This is a genomic window from Pseudoxanthomonas sp. GM95 (genome assembly GCF_900109775.1).
GTDB lineage: Bacteria > Pseudomonadota > Gammaproteobacteria > Xanthomonadales > Xanthomonadaceae > Pseudoxanthomonas_A.
In genome coordinates, this window is record NZ_FOAX01000002.1 from 1,414,342 (window position 1) to 1,437,320 (window position 22,979).

The following is a 22,979-nucleotide window of genomic DNA, read 5'->3' on the forward strand; positions in this document are numbered from 1 at the left end:
AACACGATGACTGATTCACTGCGAGACCAGCTGCTGGGGCTGGGTTTCAAGCCGGCCCCCAAGCCCGAACGCACCCCTGACCGCAAGCCCGGCGGCAAGCCGCAAGGGCGCCCGCAGCATGCTGGCCAGCGTCCGGCCGGCGGCAAGGGCGAAGGCCGTCCGCATGGCGGTGGCAAGCCGGGCGGGCAGGGGCGTGGTCCCCAGTCGCAACAGGCGCGTCCGAATGAGGGCGGCAAGCCAGGCGGCCAGTCGCGGCCGAACAGGCCGGCGCGTTCGCGCGAGGACATTGACCTCGCCAAGGCCTACGCCATCCGCGCCCAGCGCGAGAAGGATGAGCGGATCGAAGCCGAGCGGCTGAAGCAGGAAGAAGCCCGCCTGCGCCGCGAAGCCCGTGCCAAGGTCGACGCCCTGATCGAAGGCAAGACGCTCAACGATCCGGCCGCCGAGGTGGTTCGCCATTTCCCGTACGGCGGCAAGATCAAGCGCATCCACGTCACCGCCGAGCAGCTCACCGCGCTCAACGCCGGCGAACTGGGCATCGTCCAGCAGGCCGGTCGTTATCTGCTGGTGACCGCGGCGCTGCTGGACGAAGTGGAGGCACTGTTCGCACCGGCCGTGGCGTTGCGCGTCGATCCCAATGCGACGGTCGAAGAGGATCCGTATGCGGATCCGCAGTACCAGGTGCCGGATGATTTGATCTGGTGATTTGGGGGCTCACGCTTTTGGCGTGAGTCGTGATTTTTTCTTGATCGAGCCAGGCGCTTTGCGTCTGGCTTTTTCTTTGTGTCGAAGACTTTCATGTAAAGCAGAGCTTTCGCGCCGCTTCGCGGCGCGACTCCCTTTTGTCTTGGCAAAAGGAAGCAAAACCGCCAGCGCCTGACACTCGCCGATGCTGCGCATCGGTGCCCTGTGCTCCTCACCGGAAACGGCACGGCGCGGGAACTCGCTACGCTCAAACACCCGCGCCTCTTCGGCCGTTTCCGCCTGCGGTGCTCGGCTCGCTTTGAAGGCGCTGAAGATCAAGAGCTGAGCACCAGCCACAGCCAAAAGCAAAGCTGCCGAACTTGGCGCTAGAGATACGGGCCTGCGTGTTCATTCAGCGAGATCGGCTCCATCGCCTTTCGCTTTTGCCGCTGTTCTGGCGTTGGCTTTAGCTTTGGCTCTTAAATCCTCCGTGAGGCACGGCGCAGGGACGAGGACAAGACCCGAAGGGCGCCGCACATGGATGTGTGGCGTTTTTCGAAGGGACAGGATGTCCCTTTGAAAAATCCCTCGTCACGTAGCGAATCTGCGCGCAGCGCAGGCGTGCCGCCCGGAGTGTGTTTCTTTGCCTATCTTTCTTTGCACAAGCAAAGAAAGTAGGTCGGGCGGCGAAGCCGCACGAAAGCCTCTAGCTTCAGTTCTTCGATCTTAAAAACGAGGCGCAGACGCTACGTGATTACTGCAAATCCTTAATCGCCAAATTCCGCAACTTCGGCGCCCGCATCGCGGTAATTCCCACCACGCACAACGTCACGCAGCCGCCGACCAGTACCGCCGGTACCAGTCCCAGAAAGCGCGCCATCACACCGTCGTAGAACGCGCCCAGCTCATTGGACGAGCTGATGAAGATGCTGTTGATCGACGACACGCGTCCGCGCATCTCATCCGGCGTCGCCAGCTGCATGATGGTCGAGCGCAGCACCATCGACACGCCATCGCACAGGCCGTAGGCGACCAGGATCGCGGCCGACAGCCAGAAGTGGCGCGACAGGCTGAAGGCAATCGTGCACACGCCGAACGCCGCCACGGCGATCATCAGGATGCGGCCGGCGTTCTTGTCGATCGGGTGCCGGGCGATCCACAGGCCGGCGGCGACCGCGCCCAGCGAGGGGCAGGCGCGCAGGATGCCGAGGCCTTCGGGGCCGTAGTGCAGGATGTCGTGGATGAAGGCCGGCAGCATCGACACCGCGCCGCCCAGCAGCACCGAGAACATGTCCAGCGCCATCGCGCCCAGCATGATCTGGTTGGAGAACACGAAGCGCATGCCTTCGCCGATGCTCTTGAACACCGGTGCGCGCGGACCGGTGGCGATGGGTTCCTCGACCTTCAGCGGGAACAGCACGCCGATCGAGATCGCGGCCAGCACCACGGCCACCGAGTAGGCCAGCGTCGTGCCGCCCCAGGCGACCAGGCCGCCGCCCAGCGCGGGCCCAAGCACCAGGCCGGACTGGAAGAACACGTTGGCGATGCTGGTGCCGCGCGCGTATTGGCGGCGTTGCAGCACGCGCGCGAACAGCGCGTTGTACACCGGCGTCAGGAAGCAGCGGACCATGCCGGTCAGGCACACCGCCGCATACATCGGCCACACGCCCTGGATCGGCAGCCAGCCTCGGCTCACCGCCAGTAGGATCAGCGCCGTCAGTAGCAGGCCGCTGCACGCGGCCATGCCCAGCTTGCGCCGCGGCAGGTGGTCGACCAGATAGCCGGCGAACGGCGCCACGCACACGAACGGCAGCACTTCGGCCAGGCCGATCAGGCCCAGCGCCAGCGGATTGCCGGTGATCTGGTAGATGTGCCAGCCGACCGCGACCGACACCACCTGGTAGGACACGATCGCACCGATGCGATAGGCCAGGGTGCGGATGAAGCCAGGTTGGCGCAGGACCTCGCGGGCGGTGACCTCGCCCTCGACCGGGGCCGGGACGCTCATGCGGCCTGCGCCTTGGCGGTCTCGCGGATGAAGGCCAGCAGCGACGCCAGGCCGTTGCTACGCGTAGGCGACAGATGCTTGGCCAAGCCGATGTCGGCGATGTAGTCCGGCTCGGTGGCCAGGATCTCGGCGGCCGAGCGGCCGGCGTACACGCGCAGCGCCAGGAAGATCAGGCCCGAGACGATGGCCGAATCGCTGATCGCCTGGAAGTCGAGCTTGGCAGCGTTGCCCTGCGGGACGATCCAGACCATCGACTGGCAGCCGAGCAGGCGGTGTTCCTCGGTCTTCCATTCCTCCGGGAAGGCGGGCAGCTTGCGGCCCAGGTCGATCAGGTACTGGTAACGCTCGGCCCAGTCGGAGAAGAAGGCGAACTCGTCCTTGATCGCCGCCTGTGCGTCGGCGGCGGTGGGTTCCATCGGGAAAACGGTGTCGGTCATTGGTCTTCCAAAATGCGGGATTCAAGCCCATCTCCCTCGGGGAGAGGGGTTGGGGTGAGGGTCGAGCGAAGCCTTCAAACTGTTGGCGTCACGTAGGCGTTGCGACCGAACCCTCATCCGGCCCTACGGGCCATCTTCTCCCGAAGGGAGAAGGAACAACCCAATCAGCCGCGCTTCCAGCGGACCCCCTGCGGGGTGTCTTCCAGCAGCACGCCTTCGTCGGCCAGCTGCTTGCGGATTGCATCGGCCTGGGCGAAGTCGCGTGCTGCCTTGGCCGCGCTGCGGGCTTCCACCAGCGCCTGGATGCGGGTGTCGTCGTCGGCCGAGGTGCCACGGTTGAACCATTCGGCTGGCGCCTGCTGCAGCAGGCCAAGCGCGAGGCCCGCGCCGAGCAGCTGCGACTTCAAGGCGGCGCGCTCGTTGTCTTCGGCCTTGCGCGCTTCGGCGGCAATGCGCGCCACTTCGGCCAGGGCCTGCGGGGTGTTGAGGTCATCGTCCAGCGCCGCTTCGATGCTGGCGGGAATCGCAGCGATCGCTTCGACATCGGCCAGATCGCGCAACGTGCCGTACAGGCGATCCAGCGTGCGCACAGTCTGCTCGATCAGCGCGTCGGACCATTCCAGCGGCTGGCGGTAATGCGCCGACAGCAGCGCATAGCGCAGCGCTTCGGGCGGATGCTGCTGCAGCAGGTCATGCACGCGCTCGATGTTGCCGATCGACTTGCTCATCTTGGTGCCACCGAAGTTGAGCATGCCGTTGTGCAGCCAGAACCTGGCGAAGGTCTGGCCGCCGTGCGCGCATTCGCTCTGCGCTACTTCGTTCTCGTGATGCGGGAACTGCAGGTCCACGCCGCCGGCATGGATGTCGATGGTCGGTCCCAGGTGCGCGGCGGCCATCGCCGAGCATTCGATATGCCAGCCCGGGCGACCACGGCCCCACGGCGACTCCCAACCGGGCAAGTCGTCGGTGGAGGGCTTCCACAGCACGAAATCGCCGGCATCGCGCTTGTACGGCGCCACGTCCACGCGCGCGCCGGCCAGCATCTCGTCCGGATCACGGCGCGAGAGCTGCCCGTATCTGTCGAACGAGCCCACGGCGAACAGCACGTGACCATCTGCCGCATAGGCATTGTTGGAAGCGATGAGCGATTCGATCATCGTGATGATCTGCGGAATGTGCGCGGTGGCTTCCGGCTCGACGTCCGGCGGCACCACGCCCAGCGCGGCCATGTCGGCGCGGTAGGCTGCGGCGAATTTGTCGGTGATCGTGGAAATCGGCACGCCCTGTTCGGCCGCGGCGGCGTTGATCTTGTCGTCCACGTCGGTGATGTTGCGCGCGTAGCGCAGGCTGCCGTAGCGACGACGCAGCAGCTGGGCCAGCACGCCGAACACCACCGGACCACGTGCGTTGCCGATATGCACGTAGTTGTAGACCGTCGGCCCGCACACATACATGGTCGGGCAGGCCGGATCGATCGGGGCGAACGGTTGGACGGTGCGCGACAGGGTGTTGAACAGCTGCAGGGGCATGGGGAACGGGTGCGGAGAAGCAGGTCCGCAATTCTAGCGACCGGCCGGGATCGCCGACAGCCCGGATTCAGCCCCGAGTGTTCTGCGCTGCCTACACTGTGCTGTCGTCGACCCCGTCGCTAGCTCTGCGTTGCTGCATGCCCCCAGTTCCCCGCGCCCTCCTGCTTGTCTGCCTGTCGGGCCTGGCCCCGTCGGCGTTTGCACAGCAGGCGACCGTGGTGCCGATGGAGAACGTGCGCATCGATTACGCCCAGGTGCTGTCGGTCGACCCGGTCTACCAGGTGCTGCGCGCCACCCGCACCGAGCAGCAATGCGACGAGCCCGCCGATGCGCCCAAGGGCGAGACCGGCGAGGACACGCCCAAGGAAGAAGGCCGCATTGCGCGCATGGTCGATTCGGTCAAGGGCATCTTCGGCGGTGACGACAAGTCCGCGCCGCCTGCTGAAACCAAACCTTCTGCCACGCCCGCGCCGCCTGCCACCGGTACCAATTGCCGCATGGTCACGGTCGAGCGCGAGTTCCGTCGGCCGATCGCCTATGACGTGGATTACGTCTACAAGGGCACCAAGTACCGCTCGCGCCTGGCCGAGGATCCGGGCAATCGCCTGCGCATCCGCGTGTCGGTGATGCCGTATGCGCCCGGCCAGATCCGTGCAGGCAATCCGTAAGCCTTGCGCCGCAGCAACGGCCCATGCGAGGATGCGCGCCCTATGAAGATCTCTTCGCACCAGTACGCAAGTGCCGCCCGGATGGCCTCGGGCATGACATCGCGTGCTCGTCGACCGGAATCCTGCAACTAGCTGGGTCACCGGAGGTCGTCGCTTGTTCACCGGAAAAACCCAGCCAACAGGCTGGGTTTTTTCGTTTTCCTGTTACCGAAAAGTTTCAACCGCAACCGCGCATCGCGCGCCGCCCACGACGCAGCAAAGGATGATTCGATGGCCCTGAAGCACTTCCTGAACACCCAGGACTGGTCCCGTACGGACCTGGACGCCCTGTTGACCCAGGCCGCGCTGTTCAAGCGCAGCAAACTGGGCAGTGAGCTGAAGGGCAAATCGGTGGCGCTGGTGTTCTTCAACCCGTCCATGCGCACGCGCACCAGCTTCGAGCTGGGCACCTTCCAGCTGGGCGGCCACGCGGTGGTGCTGCAGCCTGGCAAGGACGCGTGGCCCATCGAGTTCGACCTGGGCACGGTGATGGACGGCGATACCGAGGAGCACATTGCCGAAGTGGCGCAGGTGCTGGGGCGCTATGCCGACATCGTCGCGGTGCGCGCGTTCCCGAAGTTCGTGGACTGGCAGCTGGATCGGCAGGACCGCGTGCTGCAGAGCTTCGCCAAGTACTGCCCGGTGCCGGTCATCAACATGGAGACCATCACCCATCCGTGCCAGGAGCTGGCTCACATCATGGCGCTGCAGGAGCACTTCGGCACCCAGGACCTGCGCGGCAAGAAGTACGTGCTGACCTGGACCTACCATCCCAAGCCGCTCAACACCGCCGTGGCCAACTCGGCGCTGACCATCGCCACGCGCATGGGCATGGACGTGACCCTGCTGTGCCCGACGCCGGAGTACATCCTGGACGAGCGCTACATGGGCTGGGCCCAGGACAACGTGGATGAAAGCGGCGGCTCGATCCAGGTCAGCCACGACATCAACAGCGCCTACGCCAACGCCGATGTGGTCTATGCCAAGAGCTGGGGCGCGCTGCCGTACTTCGGCAACTGGGGCCCGGAAAAGCCGATCCGCGACCAGTACAAGCACTTCATCGTCGACGAATCCAAGATGGCCCTGACCAACAACGGTGTCTTCAGCCACTGCCTGCCGCTGCGCCGGAATGTAAAAGCCACCGACGCGGTCATGGATTCGCCACAGTGCATCGCCATCAATGAGGCCGAGAACCGTCTGCACGTGCAGAAGGCGATCATGGCCGCCCTGATTTCCCAGTAATTCCCCACTTTTCGGAACCACAGATCATGAGCAAGAAAGACATCGTGCTGGCCTTTTCCGGCGGCCTGGACACCAGCTTCTGCATTCCCTACCTGCAGGAACAGGGCTACGCCGTGCATACCGTGTTCGCCGATACCGGCGGCGTGGATGCCGAAGAGCGCGATTTCATCGAGAAGCGTGCCGCTGAACTGGGCGCGGCCAGCCACGTCACCGTCGATGGCGGCCCGGCGATCTGGAGCGGCTTCGTCAAGCCGTTCGTGTGGGCCGGCGAGGGCTACCAGGGCCAGTACCCGCTGCTGGTGTCGGACCGTTACCTGATCGTCGATGCCGCGCTCAAGCGCGCCGCCGAACTGGGCACCAAGGCCATCGCGCATGGTTGCACCGGCATGGGCAACGACCAGGTGCGTTTCGACCTGGCAGTCAAGGCACTGGGCGATTACGAGATCGTCGCCCCGATCCGCGAAATCCAGAAAGAGCACACCCAGACCCGCGCCTACGAGCAGAAGTACCTGGAAGACCGCGGCTTCGGCGTGCGCGCCAAGCAGCAGGCCTACACCATCAACGAGAACCTGCTGGGCCTGACCATGTCCGGCGGCGAGATCGACAAGTGGGAAGCCCCGGGCGAGGGCGCCCGCGGCTGGTGCGCCACCCGCGCGCAATGGCCCGAAGCGCCGCTGTCGGTCACGCTGACCTTCGTCGAAGGCGAAGCCGTGGCGCTGGACGGCGAGAAGCTCGCTGGCGAGAAGATCCTGGCCAAGCTCAACAAGTTGTTCGCCGCCTACGGCGTGGGCCGGGGCGTGTACACCGGCGACACCGTGATCGGCCTGAAGGGCCGCATCGTGTTCGAAGCACCGGGCCTGGTGTCGCTGCTGGCCGCCCACCGTGCGCTGGAAGACGCGGTGCTGACCAAGCAGCAGAACCGCTTCAAGCCGGAAGTGGCCCGCAAGTGGGTCGAGCTGGTCTACGAGGGCTTCTACCACGACCCGCTCAAGACCGACATCGAAGCGTTCTTGAAGTCCTCGCAGGCCAAGGTCAACGGTGAAGTCGTGCTGCGCAGCGATGGTGGCCGCGTCGAGGCCGTGGCGGTCAAGTCGCCGCACCTGCTCAATGCCAAGGGCGCCACCTACGCGCAGTCGGCCGACTGGGGCGTGGAAGAGGCCGAGGGCTTCATCAAGCTGTTCGGCATGAGCTCCACGCTGTACGCGCAGGTCAACGGCGACCGTTGATCCATCGCCCTCCGGAGGCGGCATCGCTGCTTCCGGAGGCTTGAGGACGTTCCATGACACTCGACATCTCCACCGACAAGGCCCGCCTGGACCTGGATGTGATCCACGGTTTTCTGATGGACGCGTACTGGTCGCGCGGAATTCCGCGCGAGACGGTGCAGCGCGCCATCGACGGATCGCTGTGCTTTGGCGGCTATGTCGACGGCGTGGGGCAGGTGGCGTTCGCACGGGTCATCACCGACCTGGCGACGTTCGCCTACCTGGCCGATGTGTTCGTGCTGCCGGCGTATCGCGGCCGCGGCTACAGCAAGCAGCTGGTGGCCGCGATCATGGCCCACCCGCAGTTGCAGGGTCTACGCCGTTTCATGCTGGCGACCTTCGATGCGCATGGTCTGTACGCACAGGATCGGTCGCGCGGCCCGAGCGGCTGATGGAAATCGTCGACATGGACATCTACGCGCGGGCTGCGGCCTGACCTTCGCACCACACAAGACTTCTGCAATGACCACGCTTCTCGACAGTACCCTGACGCATCTGGAACAGCTGGTGTCCTTCGACACCCGCAATCCGCCGCGTGCGATCGGCACCGACGGCATCTTCGATTACCTGCGCGCCAACCTGCCTGGGTTCAACGTGGAAGTGATCGACCACGGTGCGGGCGCGGTGAGCCTGTACGCGGTGCGCGGCACGCCGAAATACCTGTTCAACGTGCACATGGATACGGTGCCCGACTCGCCGCACTGGAGCGCCGATCCGCACGTGATGCGCCGCGAGTCCGATCGCGTGATCGGGCTTGGCGTGTGCGACATCAAGGGCGCGGCCGCGGCGTTGCTCACTGCCGCCAATGCAGGCGATGGCGATGCGGCCTTCCTGTTTTCTTCCGACGAGGAAGCCAACGATCCGCGCTGCATCGCCGCGTTCCTGGCCCGCGGCCTGCCGTACGAGGCGATCCTGGTGGCCGAGCCGACCATGAGCGAAGCCGTGCTGGCCCATCGCGGCATCAGCTCGGTGCTGATGCATTTCGCCGGGCGCGCCGGGCATGCATCGGGCAAGCAGGATCCATCGGCCAGCGCGTTGCATCAGGCAATGCGCTGGGGCGGCAAGGCGCTGGACCATGTCGAGTCGCTGAGCCACGCTCGCTTCGGTGGGCTCACCGGTTTGCGTTTCAACATCGGCCGGGTCGAAGGCGGCATCAAGGCCAACATGATCGCGCCGGCGACCGAGCTGCGCTTCGGCTTCCGTCCACTGCCGTCGATGGACATCGACGACCTGCTGGCCACGTTCGCCGGCTTCGCCGAACCGGCCGCGGCCAGCTTTGCCGAAACCTTCCGCGGGCCGAGCCTGCCGTCCGGCGATATCGCCCGTGCCGAAGAACGCCGCCTGGCCGCACGCGACGTCGCCGACGAGCTTGGGTTGCCGATCGGCAATGCGGTGGACTTCTGGACCGAGGCCTCGCTGTTCTCGGCTGGCGGTTACACCGCGCTGGTCTATGGCCCGGGCGACATCGCCCAGGCGCATACCGCCGATGAGTTCGTGACGCTGGAGCAGCTGCAGCGCTACACCGAATCGGTCTACCACATCATCAACGGGCGCTGAGTCCTTAGCGCACCCAGCCGCCGGCCCAGTGCCGCCTGCCACTTTCCAAGAGTTAGCCCGCACACCGTGAATATTCCCGTCGCCAACGCCCAGACCCGCCAGACCATCGTGCGCCTGCTTTCCAGCATGGCCAGCGCGAAGGAGATCAGCCAGTATCTCAAGCGTTTCTCACAGCTCGACGCCAAGCGCTTTGCGGTGGTGAAGGTCGGCGGCGCGGTGCTGCGCGATGAGCTGGAAGACCTGACCTCGTCGCTGACGTTTCTTCAGGAAGTGGGCCTGACCCCGATCGTGCTGCACGGCGCGGGTCCGCAGCTGGATGCCGAGCTTTCGGCGGCCGGTATCGTCAAGCAGACCGTGGGCGGCCTGCGCGTGACTTCGCCGGAAGGCCTGGCGATCGTGCGCAAGGTGTTCCAGTCGTCCAACCTCAAGCTGGTCGAAGCGCTGCAAGCGGCCGGCGCGCGCGCCACTTCGATCACCGGCGGCGTGTTCGAAGCCGACTACCTGGACCAGGACACCTATGGCCTGGTCGGTGAGGTCAAGGGCGTCAACCTGGCGCCGATCGAAGCCAGCCTGCAGGCCGGCTCGATCCCGGTGATCACCAGCCTGGGCGAAACCCCGGCCGGGCAGATCCTCAACATCAACGCGGATTTCGCCGCCAACGAACTGGTGCGCGAGCTGCAGCCGTACAAGATCATCTTCCTGACCGGCACCGGCGGCCTGCTGGACGAGGCGGGCAAGGTGATCGATTCGATCAACCTGTCCACCGAGTACGACCACCTGATCGCGCAGCCGTGGATCCATGGCGGCATGAAGGTCAAGATCGAGCAGATCAAGGACCTGCTGGACAAGCTGCCGATGGAATCGTCGGTGTCCATTACCCGGCCGGCCGACCTGGCCAAGGAACTGTTCACCCACAAGGGCTCGGGCACGCTGGTCCGTCGCGGCGAGCGCGTGCTGAAAGCCACTTCGTGGGACGAGCTGGACCTGCCGAAGCTGAAGGCGCTGATCGAATCCAGCTTCCGTCGCACCCTGGTGTCGAACTACTTCGAGACCACCCAGCTGTTGCGCGCCTATGTCAGCGAGAACTACCGCACCGCGATCATCCTCACCGAGGGTGATGGCATGGTGTACCTGGACAAGTTCGCCGTGTCCGACGATGCGCAGGGCGAAGGCCTGGGCCGCGCGGTGTGGAACGTGATGCGCGAGGAAACCCCGCAGCTGTTCTGGCGCTCGCGCCACAACAACCAGATCAACATCTTCTACTACGCCGAGTCCGACGGCTGCTTCAAGCAGGAGAAGTGGAAGGTGTTCTGGTACGGCATGGACGATTTCGACCAGATCAAGCAGTGCGTGGCCCATTGCGGCACGCGCGTGCCGACGCTGGAAGGCTGAGGACCATGTCGGCCGTTCCTGCTTCGATCCGGGCGTGGCGCGAGGTGCCAACGCTGTCTGGCGCGCACGTGCGCCTGGTGCCGCTGGCCGCAGCACACGCCGACGGTCTGCGCGCCATCGTCGCCGATGGCGTGCTCCCGGCGCTGTGGTACACCGGCGTGCCCAAGGCCGAGGCGATCGACGACTACATCGCCACCACGCTGGCCTCGCAGGCGCGTGGCGAGTGCCTGCCGTTCACCGTGCTGGACGGGCAGGGCAACGTGGCCGGTGCGACCCGCTTCTATGACCTGGATGCCAGCGTGCCGCGCCTGAGTATCGGCTACACCTGGTATGCCCCGCGCGTGCAGCGCACCGGCCTCAACACCGAGGCCAAGCGCCTGCTGCTGGGCCATGCCTTCGAGGCGATGGCCGCGGCCTCGGTGGTGTTGGAAACCAGCTGGTTCAACCACGCTTCGCGCACGGCCATCGCACGCCTCGGCGCGCGCCAGGATGGCGTGCTGCGCGCCCACAAGCGCCACGCCGACGGTTCGCTGCGCGATACCGTCATCTTCTCGATCCTCGATCACGAATGGCCTGCCGTCAGGACGAACCTGCAGCATCGCCTGGACCAATACGCATGACTTCAAAGACGTTCACTGTCGGCATCATCGGCGCACGCGGCCACACCGGCGCGGAGCTGATCAAGCTGATCGCCGCGCATCCGAACCTGGAACTGGCCTTCGTGTCCTCGCGCGAACTCGCAGGCCAGCCCGTTGCCGACCACAGCGCGGCCTACGCCGGCGCGTTGCACTATGAAAATCTCGACGCCGACGCGGCGGCCGCCAAAGGTGCCGATGCGGTGATCCTGGCGCTGCCCAACGGCAAGGCCGAGCCCTACGTCAAAGCCATCGATGCGGTCGCGCCGCAGACCATCGTGGTGGATCTGTCGGCAGACTACCGCTTTGAGCCGAGCTGGTACTACGGCCTGCCGGAGCTGACCCGCGACAAATACGCCGGGCAGAAGCGCATCAGCAATCCCGGCTGCTACGCCACCGCGATGCAGCTGGCGATCGCGCCGTTGCTGGACCAGTTGGCCGGCCCGCCGCAGTGCTTCGGCGTGTCGGGCTATTCCGGCGCAGGCACCACGCCTTCGGACAAGAACAATCCTGAGCTGCTGCACGACAACCTGATGCCGTACGCGCTGACCAACCACATGCACGAACGCGAAGTCTCCGCGCAGCTGGGCGTGCCAGTGGAGTTCATGCCGCACGTGGCGCCGCATTTCCGCGGCATCACCATGACGGTCAACCTGTGGCTGCTGCAGCCGATGACCGCCGAGGCGATCAAGGCGCGCTTCACCGCGCGCTATGCCAACGAGCCACTGGTCGAGGTAATCGACGAGGCGCCGTGGGTCAGCCACATCGCCGGGAAGCATGGCGTGCAGATCGGCGCCTTCACCACCGCGCCGGGCAACAAGCGCGTGGTGATCGTGTCCACGCTGGACAACCTGCTGAAGGGCGCCGCCACCCAGGCGATGCAGAACCTCAACCTGGCCCTGGGCCTGGATGAACTGACCTCGATCATGTAGTGCGAGTCCCTCGCAACAGCCCGCACCTCCATGTGCGGGGATTCAAACAAGCGCGTTCATGCCCGCCGCGGCCGGCATCGCAGGAGAACACCGATGGCAAACCTGTTGTGGCAGAAACCCGGCGTCGAAGTCGATGCCAAGATCCAGACTTTCCTGGCCGGTGACGACGTCATCCTGGACCGCGAGTTCTTCCTGTACGACGTCGCCGCGAGCACCGCGCACGCCGAAGGCCTGCAGCACATCGGCATCCTGTCGGCGCAGGAGCTGGATGACCTCAAGCGCGAGCTGGCGATCCTGGCCGATGACTTTCGCAGTGGCGCCTTCGTGCTGGACGAGCAGTACGAGGATTGCCACTCGGCCATCGAGGCGCGCCTGACCGAGCGCCTGGGCGATGCCGGCCGCAAGATCCACACCGGCCGCAGCCGCAACGACCAGATCCTGGTCGCCACGCGCCTGTGGCTGAAGGACAAGCTGTTGCGCGTGGCCCAGCTGAGCCGTGAAGTCGCCAAGGTCGCGCTGGATCGCGCCCAGGCCGAAGAAGCGTTGCCGATCCCGGGTTACACGCATATCCAGCGCGCGGTCGTGTCCTCTGCAGGCATGTGGTGGGCCGGCTGGGCCGAGGCCTTCATCGACAACGCCACCCGCGCGATGGACACCTTCAGGCTGGTCGATACCAACCCGCTTGGCACCGCGGCGGGCTACGGCGTCAACCTGCCGCTGGACCGAGCGCATACCACCGCCGCGCTCGGCTTTGCGCGCATGCAGGTCTCGCCGATCTACGCGCAGCTCTCGCGCGGCAAGTTCGAGCTGGCCGCGCTGGAAGCTCTCGGTGGCGCGACGCTGGACCTGCGCCGCATCGCGTGGGACCTGTCGCAGTTCACCAGCGCCGAATACGGTTTCGTCGCGCTGCCGGCGCAGTACACGACCGGCAGTTCGATCATGCCGAACAAGCGCAACCCGGACGTGATCGAGCTGATGCGCGCGACCCACGCCAGCGTGGCTGCGGCCAAGATCGAGATCGAGCAGCTGCTGTCGCTGCCGTCGGGTTACCACCGCGATTTGCAGGGGTCCAAGGGCGCAATCTTCCACGGCTTCGGCCGCGGCCTGGCCGCGTTGGAACTGCTGCCGGCGCTGCTGGCCAACCTGGAATGGCGCGAGGACAAGCTGCGCGCGGCGATCGATTCGGGCATGTACGCGACCGACGTGGCCGTCGAGGCCGCAGTGGCTGGCGTGCCGTTCCGCGAGGCCTACAAGGCCGCTGCGGCCGCGTCGGATACCGCGGGGCAGGGACGCACGCCGGAAGGCAGCCTGGCTGCGCGGGTGTCGCCGGGTGCGGCGGCGGATTTGAGGTTGGAGGTGCTGGTGGCGCGGTGGGAGGTGTTGGAGGGGTGAGTCGTTCTCTGCCTTTCTCCAAAGGCAGGGGCTTTCACGCCTTGCGGAGCGAGCTACTTTTGTCTTGGCAAAAGTAGCCAAAACCGCAAGCGCCGACACGAGCCGGCCTTCGGCCGGTGCCCTCCGCTCCTCACGATGCCGGGCACGGCGCCCAAACTCGCTGCGCTCAGACAAGGGCGCCTCTACGGCCCGTCATCGCTCCGGTGCTCGGCTCGCTTTAAGGCGCTGAAGATCAAGATCTGAGCAACAACAACAACAACAGCAACTTCGTTGTTTTTCAGGCAGTCCACGAAATTTTCAGATCGTCATCCCCGCGCAGGTGGGGATCCAGTGACTTCCTTGAAGTCGCATGATGGAGGAGTACGCAGATGAAGCTGTACCTGGTGATGGCCAAGCGCAAAGAGAACTTCCCGGCCGATGTGGTCGGGGCGCACAAGGATTTCCTGGTGAACCTCAAGATGGAAAGCCAGCTTGAGCGGACCGGGAGTTTCAGCGATGGCAGTGGTGGTGCCTATGTGCTGAAGAACATCGACAGCCTGGAACAGGCCAAGGCGATCGTCGCCAAGGATCCGCTGGTGCTGCGCGATGCGTCCGAGCTGACCGTCTACGAATGGAACACGCCCGGCTGATCCGCCGGTTCTTCGCATCCCCCCTGCATCGACTGCCCGCATGAACGATTCCGCCCCTCTCGCCGCGACGCCTTTCACCCCGCAGTCGATCCCGACCTGGCGGCGTGCCGTGCTCAAGGTCGGCAGCAGCCTGCTGGCCGCCGACAGCGTGGGCCTGTCGCCGAAGTTCGCGTTGGGGCTGGCGCAGTTTGTTTCGGCGCATGTGCAGGCCGGGCGCGAGGTGGTGATCGTGTCCTCGGGTGCGATCGCCGCGGGCCGCGCGATCGTGCCGAAAGCGGCTGACGCCGGCGCGGCGATTGCCGCACGCCAGGCGCTGGCGGCGCTGGGGCAGGCGCAGCTGATCGCGCTGTGGCAGCGATTTTTCGAGCGGCCGGTCGCGCAGGTCCTATTGACCCATGACGACCTGCGCAATCGCCGTCGCTACCTCAATGCGCGCGCCACGCTGCTGGAACTGCTGCGGCTGGGCACGCTACCGGTGATCAACGAAAACGACACCGTCTCGGTGGACGAGCTGAAGCTGGGCGACAACGACAACCTCGCCGCCATCGTCGCGGCACTGGTCGATGCCGATGCACTGTTCATCGCCACCGACATCGACGGGCTCTACACCGCTGACCCGCGCAGTAATCCCGCGGCCCAGCCGCTGGACCAGGTGCAGGCGCTCACGCCGGAGGTGTTCGCGATGGCCGGTGGCACCGGCAGCAGCGTCGGTACCGGCGGCATGCGGACCAAGCTGGAGGCCGCGGCCAAAGCGGGCGCGGCCGGCGTGGAGACCTATCTGTTCAACGGGCGCAATGCGGAGGTGGTGCGCGGCCTGGCGCACGATCGCCTCAGCGGCACGCGCATCCATGCCGGGCAGACCCGCCTGGCCGCGCGCAAGGGCTGGCTGCGCCATGCGCCGGTCGAACCGGGCGTCATCCTGGTCGATGCCGGTGCGGCGGGTGCGCTGGTGGACAAGGGCGCCTCGCTGCTGCCGGGCGGCGTGACCGGCGCCGAGGGCGACTTCCGCCGCGGCGACATGGTGCTGGTCAGCCTGCGCGACGCCGATGGGCAGCGCCAGCTGGCCCGTGGCATCGCGCAGTACTCGGCCGCCGACATCCGGCGTATCGCCCGGCGCCACTCGCGCGACATCGAGACGCTGCTGGGGTATAGCTACGGCGAGAACGTGATCCACCGCGACGACCTGGTGCTGCTGTAAAGCGTCCCGTGAACGAAATCTTCCTCCCTTCCCACTTCCAGCGTTGAAGACCTTGCCATGACCGACGACATCAAGACCCAGGCCCTGGCCTGCCGCGACGCCTCGCAGGCGCTGGCGCAGCTGTCCTCGCACGACAAGGCCGCGCTGCTGGATGCGATGGCGGCCACACTGGAAACGCAGCAGGACGCGATCCTGTCCGCCAACGCGCGCGACCTCCAGGCTGCGCGTGACAAGGGCATCGGCAGCGCGATGCTGGACCGGCTGACGCTCAATCCCGAACGCATCGCCGGCATTGCCGCCGCGCTGCGCGAAGTGGCCGCGCTGCCCGATCCGGTCGGCCAGGTCACCCGCAACGACACGCGCCCGAACGGCATCCGCGTCAGCAAGGTGCGCGTGCCGCTGGGCGTGATCGCGATGATCTACGAAGCGCGCCCCAACGTGACCGCCGATGCGGCGGCGCTGTGCATCAAGGCCGGCAACGGCGTGATCCTGCGCGGCGGTTCGGAAGCGATCCACTCCAACACCGCGATCGCCACCGCGCTCAAGGGCGCGCTGCGCGCAGCTGGGATCGACGAGGCCGCGCTGACCCTGGTCACCGACCTGCGCCGCGAGACCATGCTGGAACTGCTGCAGCTCAACGACATCGTCGACCTTGCCATTCCGCGTGGGGGAGAAGGCCTGATCCGTTTCGTCGCCGAGCACGCACGCGTGCCGGTGATCAAGCACTACAAGGGTGTGTGCCATCTGTTCGTCGATGCCAGCGCGGACCTGGAGCTGGCGGTGAAGCTGCTGGTCGATGGCAAGGTCTCGCGCCCCAGCGCGTGCAATTCGCTGGAGACGTTGCTGGTGCACCAGGACATCGCGGAGGCCTTCCTGCCGCTGGCCGCCAAGGCGCTGCTGGCGTGCAAGGTGGAGCTGCGTGGCGATGAAGCCACGCGCATCCTGGTGGCCGAAGCCGGGCCCGCCTCGGACGAGGACTACGCCGCCGAATTCCTGGACCTGGTCCTGGCGGTGCGCGTGGTGCCGGACCTGGCCGAAGCCATCGCCCATATCCGCCGCTACGGCTCGGACCATACCGAGGTGATCGCCACGCGCGACGAGACCAACGCCACGTCGTTTGTCGCCGCCCTGCGCGCGGCGGTGGTGATGGTCAACGCTTCCTCGCGTTTCTCCGACGGCGGCGAACTCGGCCTGGGCGCCGAGATCGGGATCTCGACCACGCGCCTGCATTCCTACGGCCCGATGGGGCTGGAGGCGCTCACGGTCGAACGCTTCGTCGTGCAGGGCGAAGGGCAGACGCGCGTGCCGATTGCGATTGATTGAACCCTGGGCGGGATAGCTCCCGCTTGAAGCAAAAGCTGCAGCAAAAATTTCCGGCTCCGGCTCCGGCTCCGGCTCCGGCTCCGGCTCCGGCTCCGGCTCCGGCTCCGGCTCCGGCTTTTTGCTCAGGTTCTTGCTTCCGCTTCCCAACCTCCATGAGGCACGGCGAAGGGGCGAAGCAAAGACCCTCAGGGCGCCGCGCAAGGATGTGCGGCGTTTTTGGACGGGACAGGATGTCCCATCCAAAAATCCCTCGTCCCGTAGCAAACCCGCGAAGCGGGCGTGCCGCCCGGAGTGTGTTGACCAGACATGCGTCTGTGGAAAAGCGCTTCTTTGCCTAGCTTTCTTTGCACAAGCAAAGAAAGTAGGTCGGGCCGCGAAGCGGCACGAAAGCTTTTGATTTGAGGCGGCCTGCCAAGCAGAAAAGTGTGCAGGGGTGCCATCAGTCCAGGTGCCTACCGGCCAAACTCCCGCATAGACTGTCGGTTCCGTCATCTGCCTGGAGCCTGCCCACGATGCGTCACGCGCCGCTGCGTCCTTCCCTGCTGTCCCTGCTGCTTGCCGCAGCCCTGCCGATGACCGCGCTGGCGCAGACCGCGCCGATGACGCCGGACATCACCGGCAAACCCTTTGTCGCAGCGGACGCGGCCAACGACTACATCAAGCGCGTGGTGGAAATCCCGATGCGCGATGGGGTCAAGCTGCACACCGTCATCGTGATTCCCAAGGGCGCCACCCACGCGCCCATGCTGCTGACCCGCACGCCGTACAACGCCGATGGCCGCACCTCGCGGATGGATTCGCCGCACATGCGCGACCTGCTGGCGCAGGGCGACGAGGTGTTCGTCGACGCCGGCTATATCCGCGTGATCCAGGACATCCGCGGCAAGTACGGCTCGGAAGGCGACTACGTCATGACCCGGCCGCTGAAAGGACCGCTCAACGGCACCGATGTCGACCACGCCACCGACGCATGGGACACCATCGACTGGCTGGTCAAGAACGTGCATGAGTCCAACGGCAAGGTCGGCATGCTGGGCTCGTCGTACGAGGGTTTCACCGTGGTGATGGCGCTGACCAACCCGCACCCGGCGCTGAAGGTGGCCAACCCGATGAGTCCGATGGTCGACGGCTGGATGGGCGATGACTGGTTCAGCTATGGCGCGTTTCGCCAGATCAATTTCGACTACTTCACCGGCCAGCTGACCAAGCGTGGCAAGGGCAGTGCGATCGCGCGCGAAGGCTATGACGACTACAGCAACTTCCTACGGGCCGGTTCGGCTGGCGACTACGCCAAGGCGGCGGGGCTGGACCAGCTGCCGTGGTGGCACAAGCTGACCGAACACGCCGCCTACGACGCGTTCTGGCAGGGCCAGGCGCTGGACAAGGTGATGGCCAAGACGCCGATCAAGGTGCCGACCATGTGGCTGCAGGGCCTATGGGACCAGGAAGACATGTGGGGCGCCAACCACAGCTACGCAGCGATGGAAGCGCGTGACAAGGGCAACGACAAGAACTACCTGGTCATGGGCCCGTGGCGCCACAGCCAGGTCAACTATGACGGCAGCAACCTGGGCGCGCTGAAGTGGGATGGCGACACCGCGCTGCAGTTCCGCCGCGATGTGCTGCTGCCGTTCTTCAACCAGTACCTGATGGACGGCGCGCCCAAGGCCGACACGCCGCCGGTGCTGATCTACAACACGGGCGAAAACCATTGGGATCGCCTGAAGTCCTGGCCGCAGGTGTGTGCCGAAGGCTGCAAGGCCAAGCCGAAGTCGCTGTACCTGCAGGCTGGCGGCAAGCTGTCCTTCGAGGCGCCCACTGCAGGCGCGGCCGAGTACGACGAGTACGTGTCCGATCCGGCCAAGCCGGTGCCGTTCGTGCCGCGTCCGGTGGATTTTTCCGACCGCAGCATGTGGACCACATGGCTTGTGCACGACCAGCGCTTCGTCGATGGCCGTCCGGACGTGATGACCTACGAAACCGCGCCGCTGACCGAAGACGTCAAGATCGCCGGGCGTCCGCAGGTCAACCTGCAGGCCTCGACCAGTGGCAGCGACAGCGATTGGGTAGTGAAGCTGATCGACGTGGGTCCGGATGAAGTGGCTTCGGATCCGCAGATGGGTGGCTATGAGCTGCCGGTGGCGCTGACGATCTTCCGCGGCCGCTACCGCGAAAGCTTCGAGCATCCCCAGGCCATCACGCCGAACGCCACGCTGGCCTACGACTTCGACCTGCCCAACGCTAACCACACCTTCAAGAAGGGCCATCGGATCATGGTGCAGGTGCAGTCCAGCCTGTTCCCGTTGTACGACCGCAATCCGCAGACCTACGTGGACAACATCTTCTTCGCCAAGCCCGGCGACTACCAGAAGGCCACGCAGCGCATCTGGCACACCCCGCAGCAGCCGAGCTTCATCAGCCTGCCGGTGGAGTAAGCGCCATACGCCACGCCAGCCGGGACGCTGGCGTGGCGATGCAAGTCAATCGACCAGCACGCGCGCGCCCACCGGGTGCGCGTCGCCGTCCAGGCGGACGGTGACGATGCGGTGGGTGCGCAGCGCATCGGCGACCGGATGCGGTGCGCCGAGGCGATCGTCGACGGCGTCGTCGGCCACGTCCTTGCGCCGCTTGCGCTTGTCAGCGTCGGAGAAGCGCGTGCGGTTGTATTCGGCCCAGCCGATCAGCAGCAAACCGCAGACCAGGGCGATGACCGGCAAGGCGGCCAGGATGAAGGGATCGACCGCATTCTGTTCCAGGTACAGCCGCTGCCAGGCCGTGCGCGCGCCAAGGATCCAGGCAATCAGCGTGATCAGCGGCACCCACAGATAGGCGTAGACGATCCACAGGATCGCGGTGAGGGCGCCCCACACGGTGCGCCGCGCGCGGCTCACCTTGTCGGGCCGTTCGATCAGCGGCGGGTTCATCGGACACCTCGGTCAGGGCTGGTCCAGCGGGCGCGTTGCCCGCGACGTGCGGCCAGCGTGCGGGGCACGGCGATCACCGCGGTCAGCATGCCGATCACCCAGAACGCCAGCGGATACCAGATCACCCAGTAGAAGTGACGCGACAGGCCGCGCTCGTAGCGGCGTTCGATCAGCAGGCTGGTGGCGAACTGCATCATGCACACCACCGCCAGCACCAGGCCATGCCAGCGCGGCAGGATGGTGTCCACGTACAGCGACGGCGGCAGCGCGATGAAGTTGCCCAGCACCCACAGCACGAAGATCGCCAGCATCACGTACGCCCAGGTCAGGCTGAGTGCGTATTCGGCCAGCACGCCCCACATGCGGCGCTTGCGCCAGGACAGCACGCTCTTGCCGTGGTTGAGCAGCACTTCGACGCCGCCCTTGGCCCAGCGCAGGCGCTGGCTCCACAGGCCGCCCAGGGTTTCGGGCATCAGGATCCAGCACAGCGCGTTGGGCTCGTATCGGATGTCCCACGCGTCCAGCTGCAGGCGCCAGGAAATATCGATGTCCTCGGTCACCATGTGATCGGACCAGAAGCCGACCCGATGCAGCGCGGTCTTGCGGAACGCGCAGATCACGCCAGATACGGTGAACAGGCGTCCATAAGTGCGCTGCGCGCGCTTGATCAGCCCGACGATCGCAGAGAACTCGCCGACCTGCATGCGGGCGAGCAGGGTGGTGCGGTTGCGCACGCGCGGGTTGCCGGTGACGCCGCCCACGCGCGGGCCGTCCATCAGGTGGCCGACCATCCAGCGCGTGGCATGCGGGTCCAGCAGCGCATCGGCATCCACGCACACCAGGTATTCCGAACGCGATGCCAGCGCGCCCACGCGCAAGGCGTTGGCCTTGCCGTGGTTGCCCTCCAGGTGCACGACGCGCAGCTGTGGATGCAGTTCGACCAGATCGTCCAGGACCTCGGCGGTCTTGTCGGTGCTGCCATCGTTGATGGCGATGATTTCGAAGTCCGGATATTCCTGGCCGGCAATCGCCGCGATGGTCTCGGCGATGCGCTCGGCTTCGTTGTAGCAGGGCACCAGGACGCTGACGAACGGCGTCTCACGCAGCGGCGGCGGGTCTTCCGGGCGGCGATGGCCGCGTTCGCGGCGCAGGTAGTAGTAGGTGCCGCCGACCATCCAGAAGAACGCCATGATGATCGGGTAGAAAAACGCGAAATTGAACAGCAGCGTGATCAACGAAAAATTGGAGACCATGAGCATCAGGGCTCCAGGTAGGGGAACTGGCGTGCGGACATCGCCGCACGCGCGTCTTCGAGCTTCGGCTGGTTGCCAAGGAAGTCGTCAGGGTAGTAGCCGATATGGCGTACGCCATCAGCCGTCAGTGCACGCACCTGGGCCTGCAGCGCCTTGCCGGCGATCGGCTTGCCGTTGCGCCAGTCCACGGTCTGCAGTTCGAACAGCGTCTTCTGCAGTCCGCTCGGATGGGCTTTGACGGATTCGACAAGCTGCGCCATCCAGGCCTTGGGATCACGCGCGTTTTCCATCTGCGGCATCGCCATCAGCGCGGTGTAGTCATAGGCCTCCAGGAAGGCATCCAGGCGCTGGGCGAACCAGGCCTCGCTCTCCGGCCGCAGCACCGGTTCGGCAAACAGGTTGCGCACCGTCACCAAGCGCGGCGCCCAGCGCTGCGCGGCGTGGGTCAGGCGATGGGTGAAGTCGATCAGCAGCTTGGTGCGCAAGGCGGGATCGCCGTGGCCCAGGTCGGGCAGTTCGTCGTCGCGCAGATAGGCATCGTCATGGAACAGCAGCCCGTCGAAGTGCGCGTTGGCGGCCAGGTCCTCGTATTCGTCCTGGACCAGCTGCTGCACCTGCGGGCGACGCGGATCCAGGCGCGGCACATCCTTGGGATCGCGGCCGACGATGCGGGCGTCATCCGGGACTACGCCGGCCGGGGGTTTCCAGCCCAGCACCGGCAGCCATGCGAACACCTTCACCCCGGCGCGCGTGCGCAGCTGCCAGGCGACGCGGTTGAACAGGTCCGCGCGCATCGGCATGTGCCGGTTGGGGAAGTACACGGCATCGGCCGCACCATCACCATCGGGATCGGCGAAGGCCTGCAGGAACACATGGCTCGGCCCGATGTCGCGCACGCGCTGGACCAGCATGTCCAGGTTGCGCTCGGTCTGCGCCGGGTCCGGGTCGTAGACATAGTCGAGGTCGATCTGCATCGCGCGCATGCCGTCCAGCGACAGGTCGCGGCGCAGCTCGCGCGCCAGGTCGGTGACATCGGGATTGTTGAACAGCAGCAGGCGCCCCAGGCTGCCCAATGGCCGGCCGTCGAGCTGCTGCTGGCCCTGCAAGGCCAGGTCGGCGTTATCGCTGCGGCCTTCCAGGTCGAAGGACAGCGTCATGCCCAGCTGGGAGGCGATGCCGTTGGTCTCGCTGTTGTAGGCCGCGTACGGCCACACCATCACGCGCGGGGCCTTGCCCAGGTGCGTGGCGATGGCATCGCGGCTGGCCTGCAGGTCGGCGCGCACGCGGCCCAGATACGCACCTTCGGTCTCGTACTGGCCGTTGGCGTAAACGCGCGTGACCGCGGCCGGCGTCTGGTTGCCCTGCGGATTGCCGGGCAGGCCGCGATGCAGGTTGTCGCTGTGTGATCCGATCTCGACCAGGCCGCTGTCCTGCATCTCCTTCAGTTCTTCCCAGGTCACGAAGCCGTCGTGGCTGACCTCGTGCGGCCCGTAGTTGATCTCCTGGCCTTGCGGCAAACCGACCCAGCCGGTGACCGGCGCTACCAGCGCCGGATAGCCGTACGCGCGCAGCAGCGGGAAGACCCGCGTGTACACGCTACGCAGGCCGTCGTCGAAGGTCAGCAGCACCGCGCGTTCGGGCAGTTTCGCCTTGCCTGCACGTGCGTCGAGCACCTGCTGCACGCTGACCGGCGTGTAGCCGTTGCCGCGCAGCCAGTCCAGCTGCGCGGTGAAGTTGGCGGCGGACACCGCGTACGCATCCGGGTCGCCCTTGGCGGCCACGTCGTCGCGGATGTCGTGATAGGCCAGCACGACCAGCGCGTGAGCGGGGCAGGCTAGGGCAAGCAACAGGGCCAGCATGGCCGTCTTCAAC

The 22,979-nt window shown here is 66.0% G+C and carries 20 protein-coding genes and 1 pseudogene; 14 read left to right on the plus strand and 7 right to left on the minus strand.

The window, feature by feature from the left end; genetic code table 11:
• Positions 1-6: 6 nt before the first annotated feature.
• A complete protein-coding gene (locus BMZ17_RS14165) occupies positions 7-705 on the plus strand; it encodes a DUF2058 domain-containing protein (protein WP_093139173.1) in 699 nt (232 codons plus the stop codon).
• 9 nt (positions 706-714) lie between these two features.
• Here the strand turns inward: BMZ17_RS14165 and BMZ17_RS20980 are convergent, their stop codons facing one another.
• From BMZ17_RS20980 to cysS, 4 genes are all read right to left on the minus strand, one after another.
• The gene (locus BMZ17_RS20980; RefSeq protein ID WP_139202928.1) at positions 715-1,023 is read right to left on the minus strand and encodes a hypothetical protein; all 309 of its coding nucleotides are present in this window, start codon (positions 1,021-1,023) and stop codon (positions 715-717) included.
• Between the two features lie 415 nt (positions 1,024-1,438).
• Positions 1,439-2,692 (minus strand): MFS transporter, encoded by a 1,254-nt coding sequence (locus BMZ17_RS14170; RefSeq protein WP_093139174.1) that lies wholly within the window; start codon positions 2,690-2,692, stop codon positions 1,439-1,441.
• Positions 2,689-3,129 carry a SufE family protein gene (locus BMZ17_RS14175; protein ID WP_093139175.1) on the minus strand — a complete coding sequence of 147 codons (441 nt, stop codon included), beginning with the start codon at positions 3,127-3,129 and terminating at the stop codon, positions 2,689-2,691. The genes BMZ17_RS14170 and BMZ17_RS14175 overlap by 4 nt, the downstream gene beginning before the upstream one ends.
• 164 nt (positions 3,130-3,293) lie before the next feature.
• Entirely contained in the window at positions 3,294-4,658 is a 1,365-nt protein-coding gene (gene cysS / locus BMZ17_RS14180; protein WP_093139176.1) for a cysteine--tRNA ligase, read from the minus strand.
• A 137-nt stretch (positions 4,659-4,795) separates the two neighbouring features.
• Here cysS and BMZ17_RS14185 point away from each other — a divergent pair, with 137 nt between their 5' ends.
• The 13 genes and pseudogenes from BMZ17_RS14185 (at position 4,796) to BMZ17_RS14250 (ending at position 19,365) form a co-directional block, all read left to right on the plus strand.
• Positions 4,796-5,326, plus strand: coding sequence for a hypothetical protein (locus tag BMZ17_RS14185; protein WP_175485594.1), 531 nt, complete (start codon positions 4,796-4,798; stop codon positions 5,324-5,326).
• A gap of 270 nt (positions 5,327-5,596) precedes the next feature.
• Positions 5,597-6,607, plus strand: coding sequence for an N-acetylornithine carbamoyltransferase (locus BMZ17_RS14190; protein ID WP_093139178.1), 1,011 nt, complete (start codon positions 5,597-5,599; stop codon positions 6,605-6,607).
• Positions 6,608-6,633: 26 nt separating this feature from the next.
• On the plus strand, positions 6,634-7,833 hold the full coding sequence (locus tag BMZ17_RS14195; protein WP_093139179.1) for an argininosuccinate synthase: 1,200 nt from the start codon (positions 6,634-6,636) through the stop codon (positions 7,831-7,833).
• A gap of 53 nt (positions 7,834-7,886) precedes the next feature.
• Positions 7,887-8,308: pseudogene (locus tag BMZ17_RS14200) on the plus strand (GNAT family N-acetyltransferase).
• A 26-nt stretch (positions 8,309-8,334) separates the two neighbouring features.
• The gene (locus BMZ17_RS14205; RefSeq protein ID WP_093139180.1) at positions 8,335-9,429 is read left to right on the plus strand and encodes an acetylornithine deacetylase; all 1,095 of its coding nucleotides are present in this window, start codon (positions 8,335-8,337) and stop codon (positions 9,427-9,429) included.
• A gap of 126 nt (positions 9,430-9,555) precedes the next feature.
• Entirely contained in the window at positions 9,556-10,821 is a 1,266-nt protein-coding gene (locus BMZ17_RS14210; protein ID WP_254775336.1) for an acetylglutamate kinase, read from the plus strand.
• A gap of 5 nt (positions 10,822-10,826) precedes the next feature.
• Positions 10,827-11,441: a GNAT family N-acetyltransferase gene (locus BMZ17_RS14215; RefSeq protein ID WP_093139182.1), complete on the plus strand. Its 615-nt coding sequence runs from the start codon at positions 10,827-10,829 to the stop codon at positions 11,439-11,441.
• Complete coding sequence (gene argC, locus BMZ17_RS14220; protein ID WP_093139183.1) at positions 11,438-12,388, plus strand: N-acetyl-gamma-glutamyl-phosphate reductase; 951 nt, start codon at positions 11,438-11,440, stop codon at positions 12,386-12,388. The genes BMZ17_RS14215 and argC overlap by 4 nt, the downstream gene beginning before the upstream one ends.
• Positions 12,389-12,481: 93 nt before the next feature.
• Positions 12,482-13,780, plus strand: a complete 1,299-nt coding sequence (argH, locus tag BMZ17_RS14225; protein ID WP_093139184.1) for an argininosuccinate lyase — start codon at positions 12,482-12,484, stop codon at positions 13,778-13,780.
• A 368-nt stretch (positions 13,781-14,148) separates the two neighbouring features.
• Entirely contained in the window at positions 14,149-14,409 is a 261-nt protein-coding gene (locus tag BMZ17_RS14235; RefSeq protein ID WP_093139185.1) for a YciI family protein, read from the plus strand.
• A 40-nt stretch (positions 14,410-14,449) separates the two neighbouring features.
• The gene (gene proB / locus BMZ17_RS14240; protein WP_093139186.1) at positions 14,450-15,607 is read left to right on the plus strand and encodes a glutamate 5-kinase; all 1,158 of its coding nucleotides are present in this window, start codon (positions 14,450-14,452) and stop codon (positions 15,605-15,607) included.
• Between the two features lie 57 nt (positions 15,608-15,664).
• The gene (locus BMZ17_RS14245) at positions 15,665-16,930 is read left to right on the plus strand and encodes a glutamate-5-semialdehyde dehydrogenase (RefSeq protein WP_093139187.1); all 1,266 of its coding nucleotides are present in this window, start codon (positions 15,665-15,667) and stop codon (positions 16,928-16,930) included.
• A 512-nt stretch (positions 16,931-17,442) separates the two neighbouring features.
• The gene (locus BMZ17_RS14250) at positions 17,443-19,365 is read left to right on the plus strand and encodes a CocE/NonD family hydrolase (protein WP_093139188.1); all 1,923 of its coding nucleotides are present in this window, start codon (positions 17,443-17,445) and stop codon (positions 19,363-19,365) included.
• Positions 19,366-19,410: 45 nt separating this feature from the next.
• On the opposite strand, the gene pgaD is transcribed toward BMZ17_RS14250, so the two are convergent.
• From pgaD to pgaB, 3 genes are read right to left on the minus strand one after another with little or no spacing between them, the layout of a single operon-like run.
• Entirely contained in the window at positions 19,411-19,854 is a 444-nt protein-coding gene (gene pgaD, locus BMZ17_RS14255) for a poly-beta-1,6-N-acetyl-D-glucosamine biosynthesis protein PgaD (RefSeq protein WP_093139189.1), read from the minus strand.
• Positions 19,851-21,107, minus strand: a complete 1,257-nt coding sequence (pgaC, locus tag BMZ17_RS14260; protein ID WP_093139882.1) for a poly-beta-1,6-N-acetyl-D-glucosamine synthase — start codon at positions 21,105-21,107, stop codon at positions 19,851-19,853. The genes pgaD and pgaC overlap by 4 nt, the downstream gene beginning before the upstream one ends.
• A gap of 5 nt (positions 21,108-21,112) precedes the next feature.
• Positions 21,113-22,966 (minus strand): poly-beta-1,6-N-acetyl-D-glucosamine N-deacetylase PgaB, encoded by a 1,854-nt coding sequence (pgaB, locus tag BMZ17_RS14265; RefSeq protein ID WP_254775338.1) that lies wholly within the window; start codon positions 22,964-22,966, stop codon positions 21,113-21,115.
• Positions 22,967-22,979 lie beyond the last annotated feature (13 nt).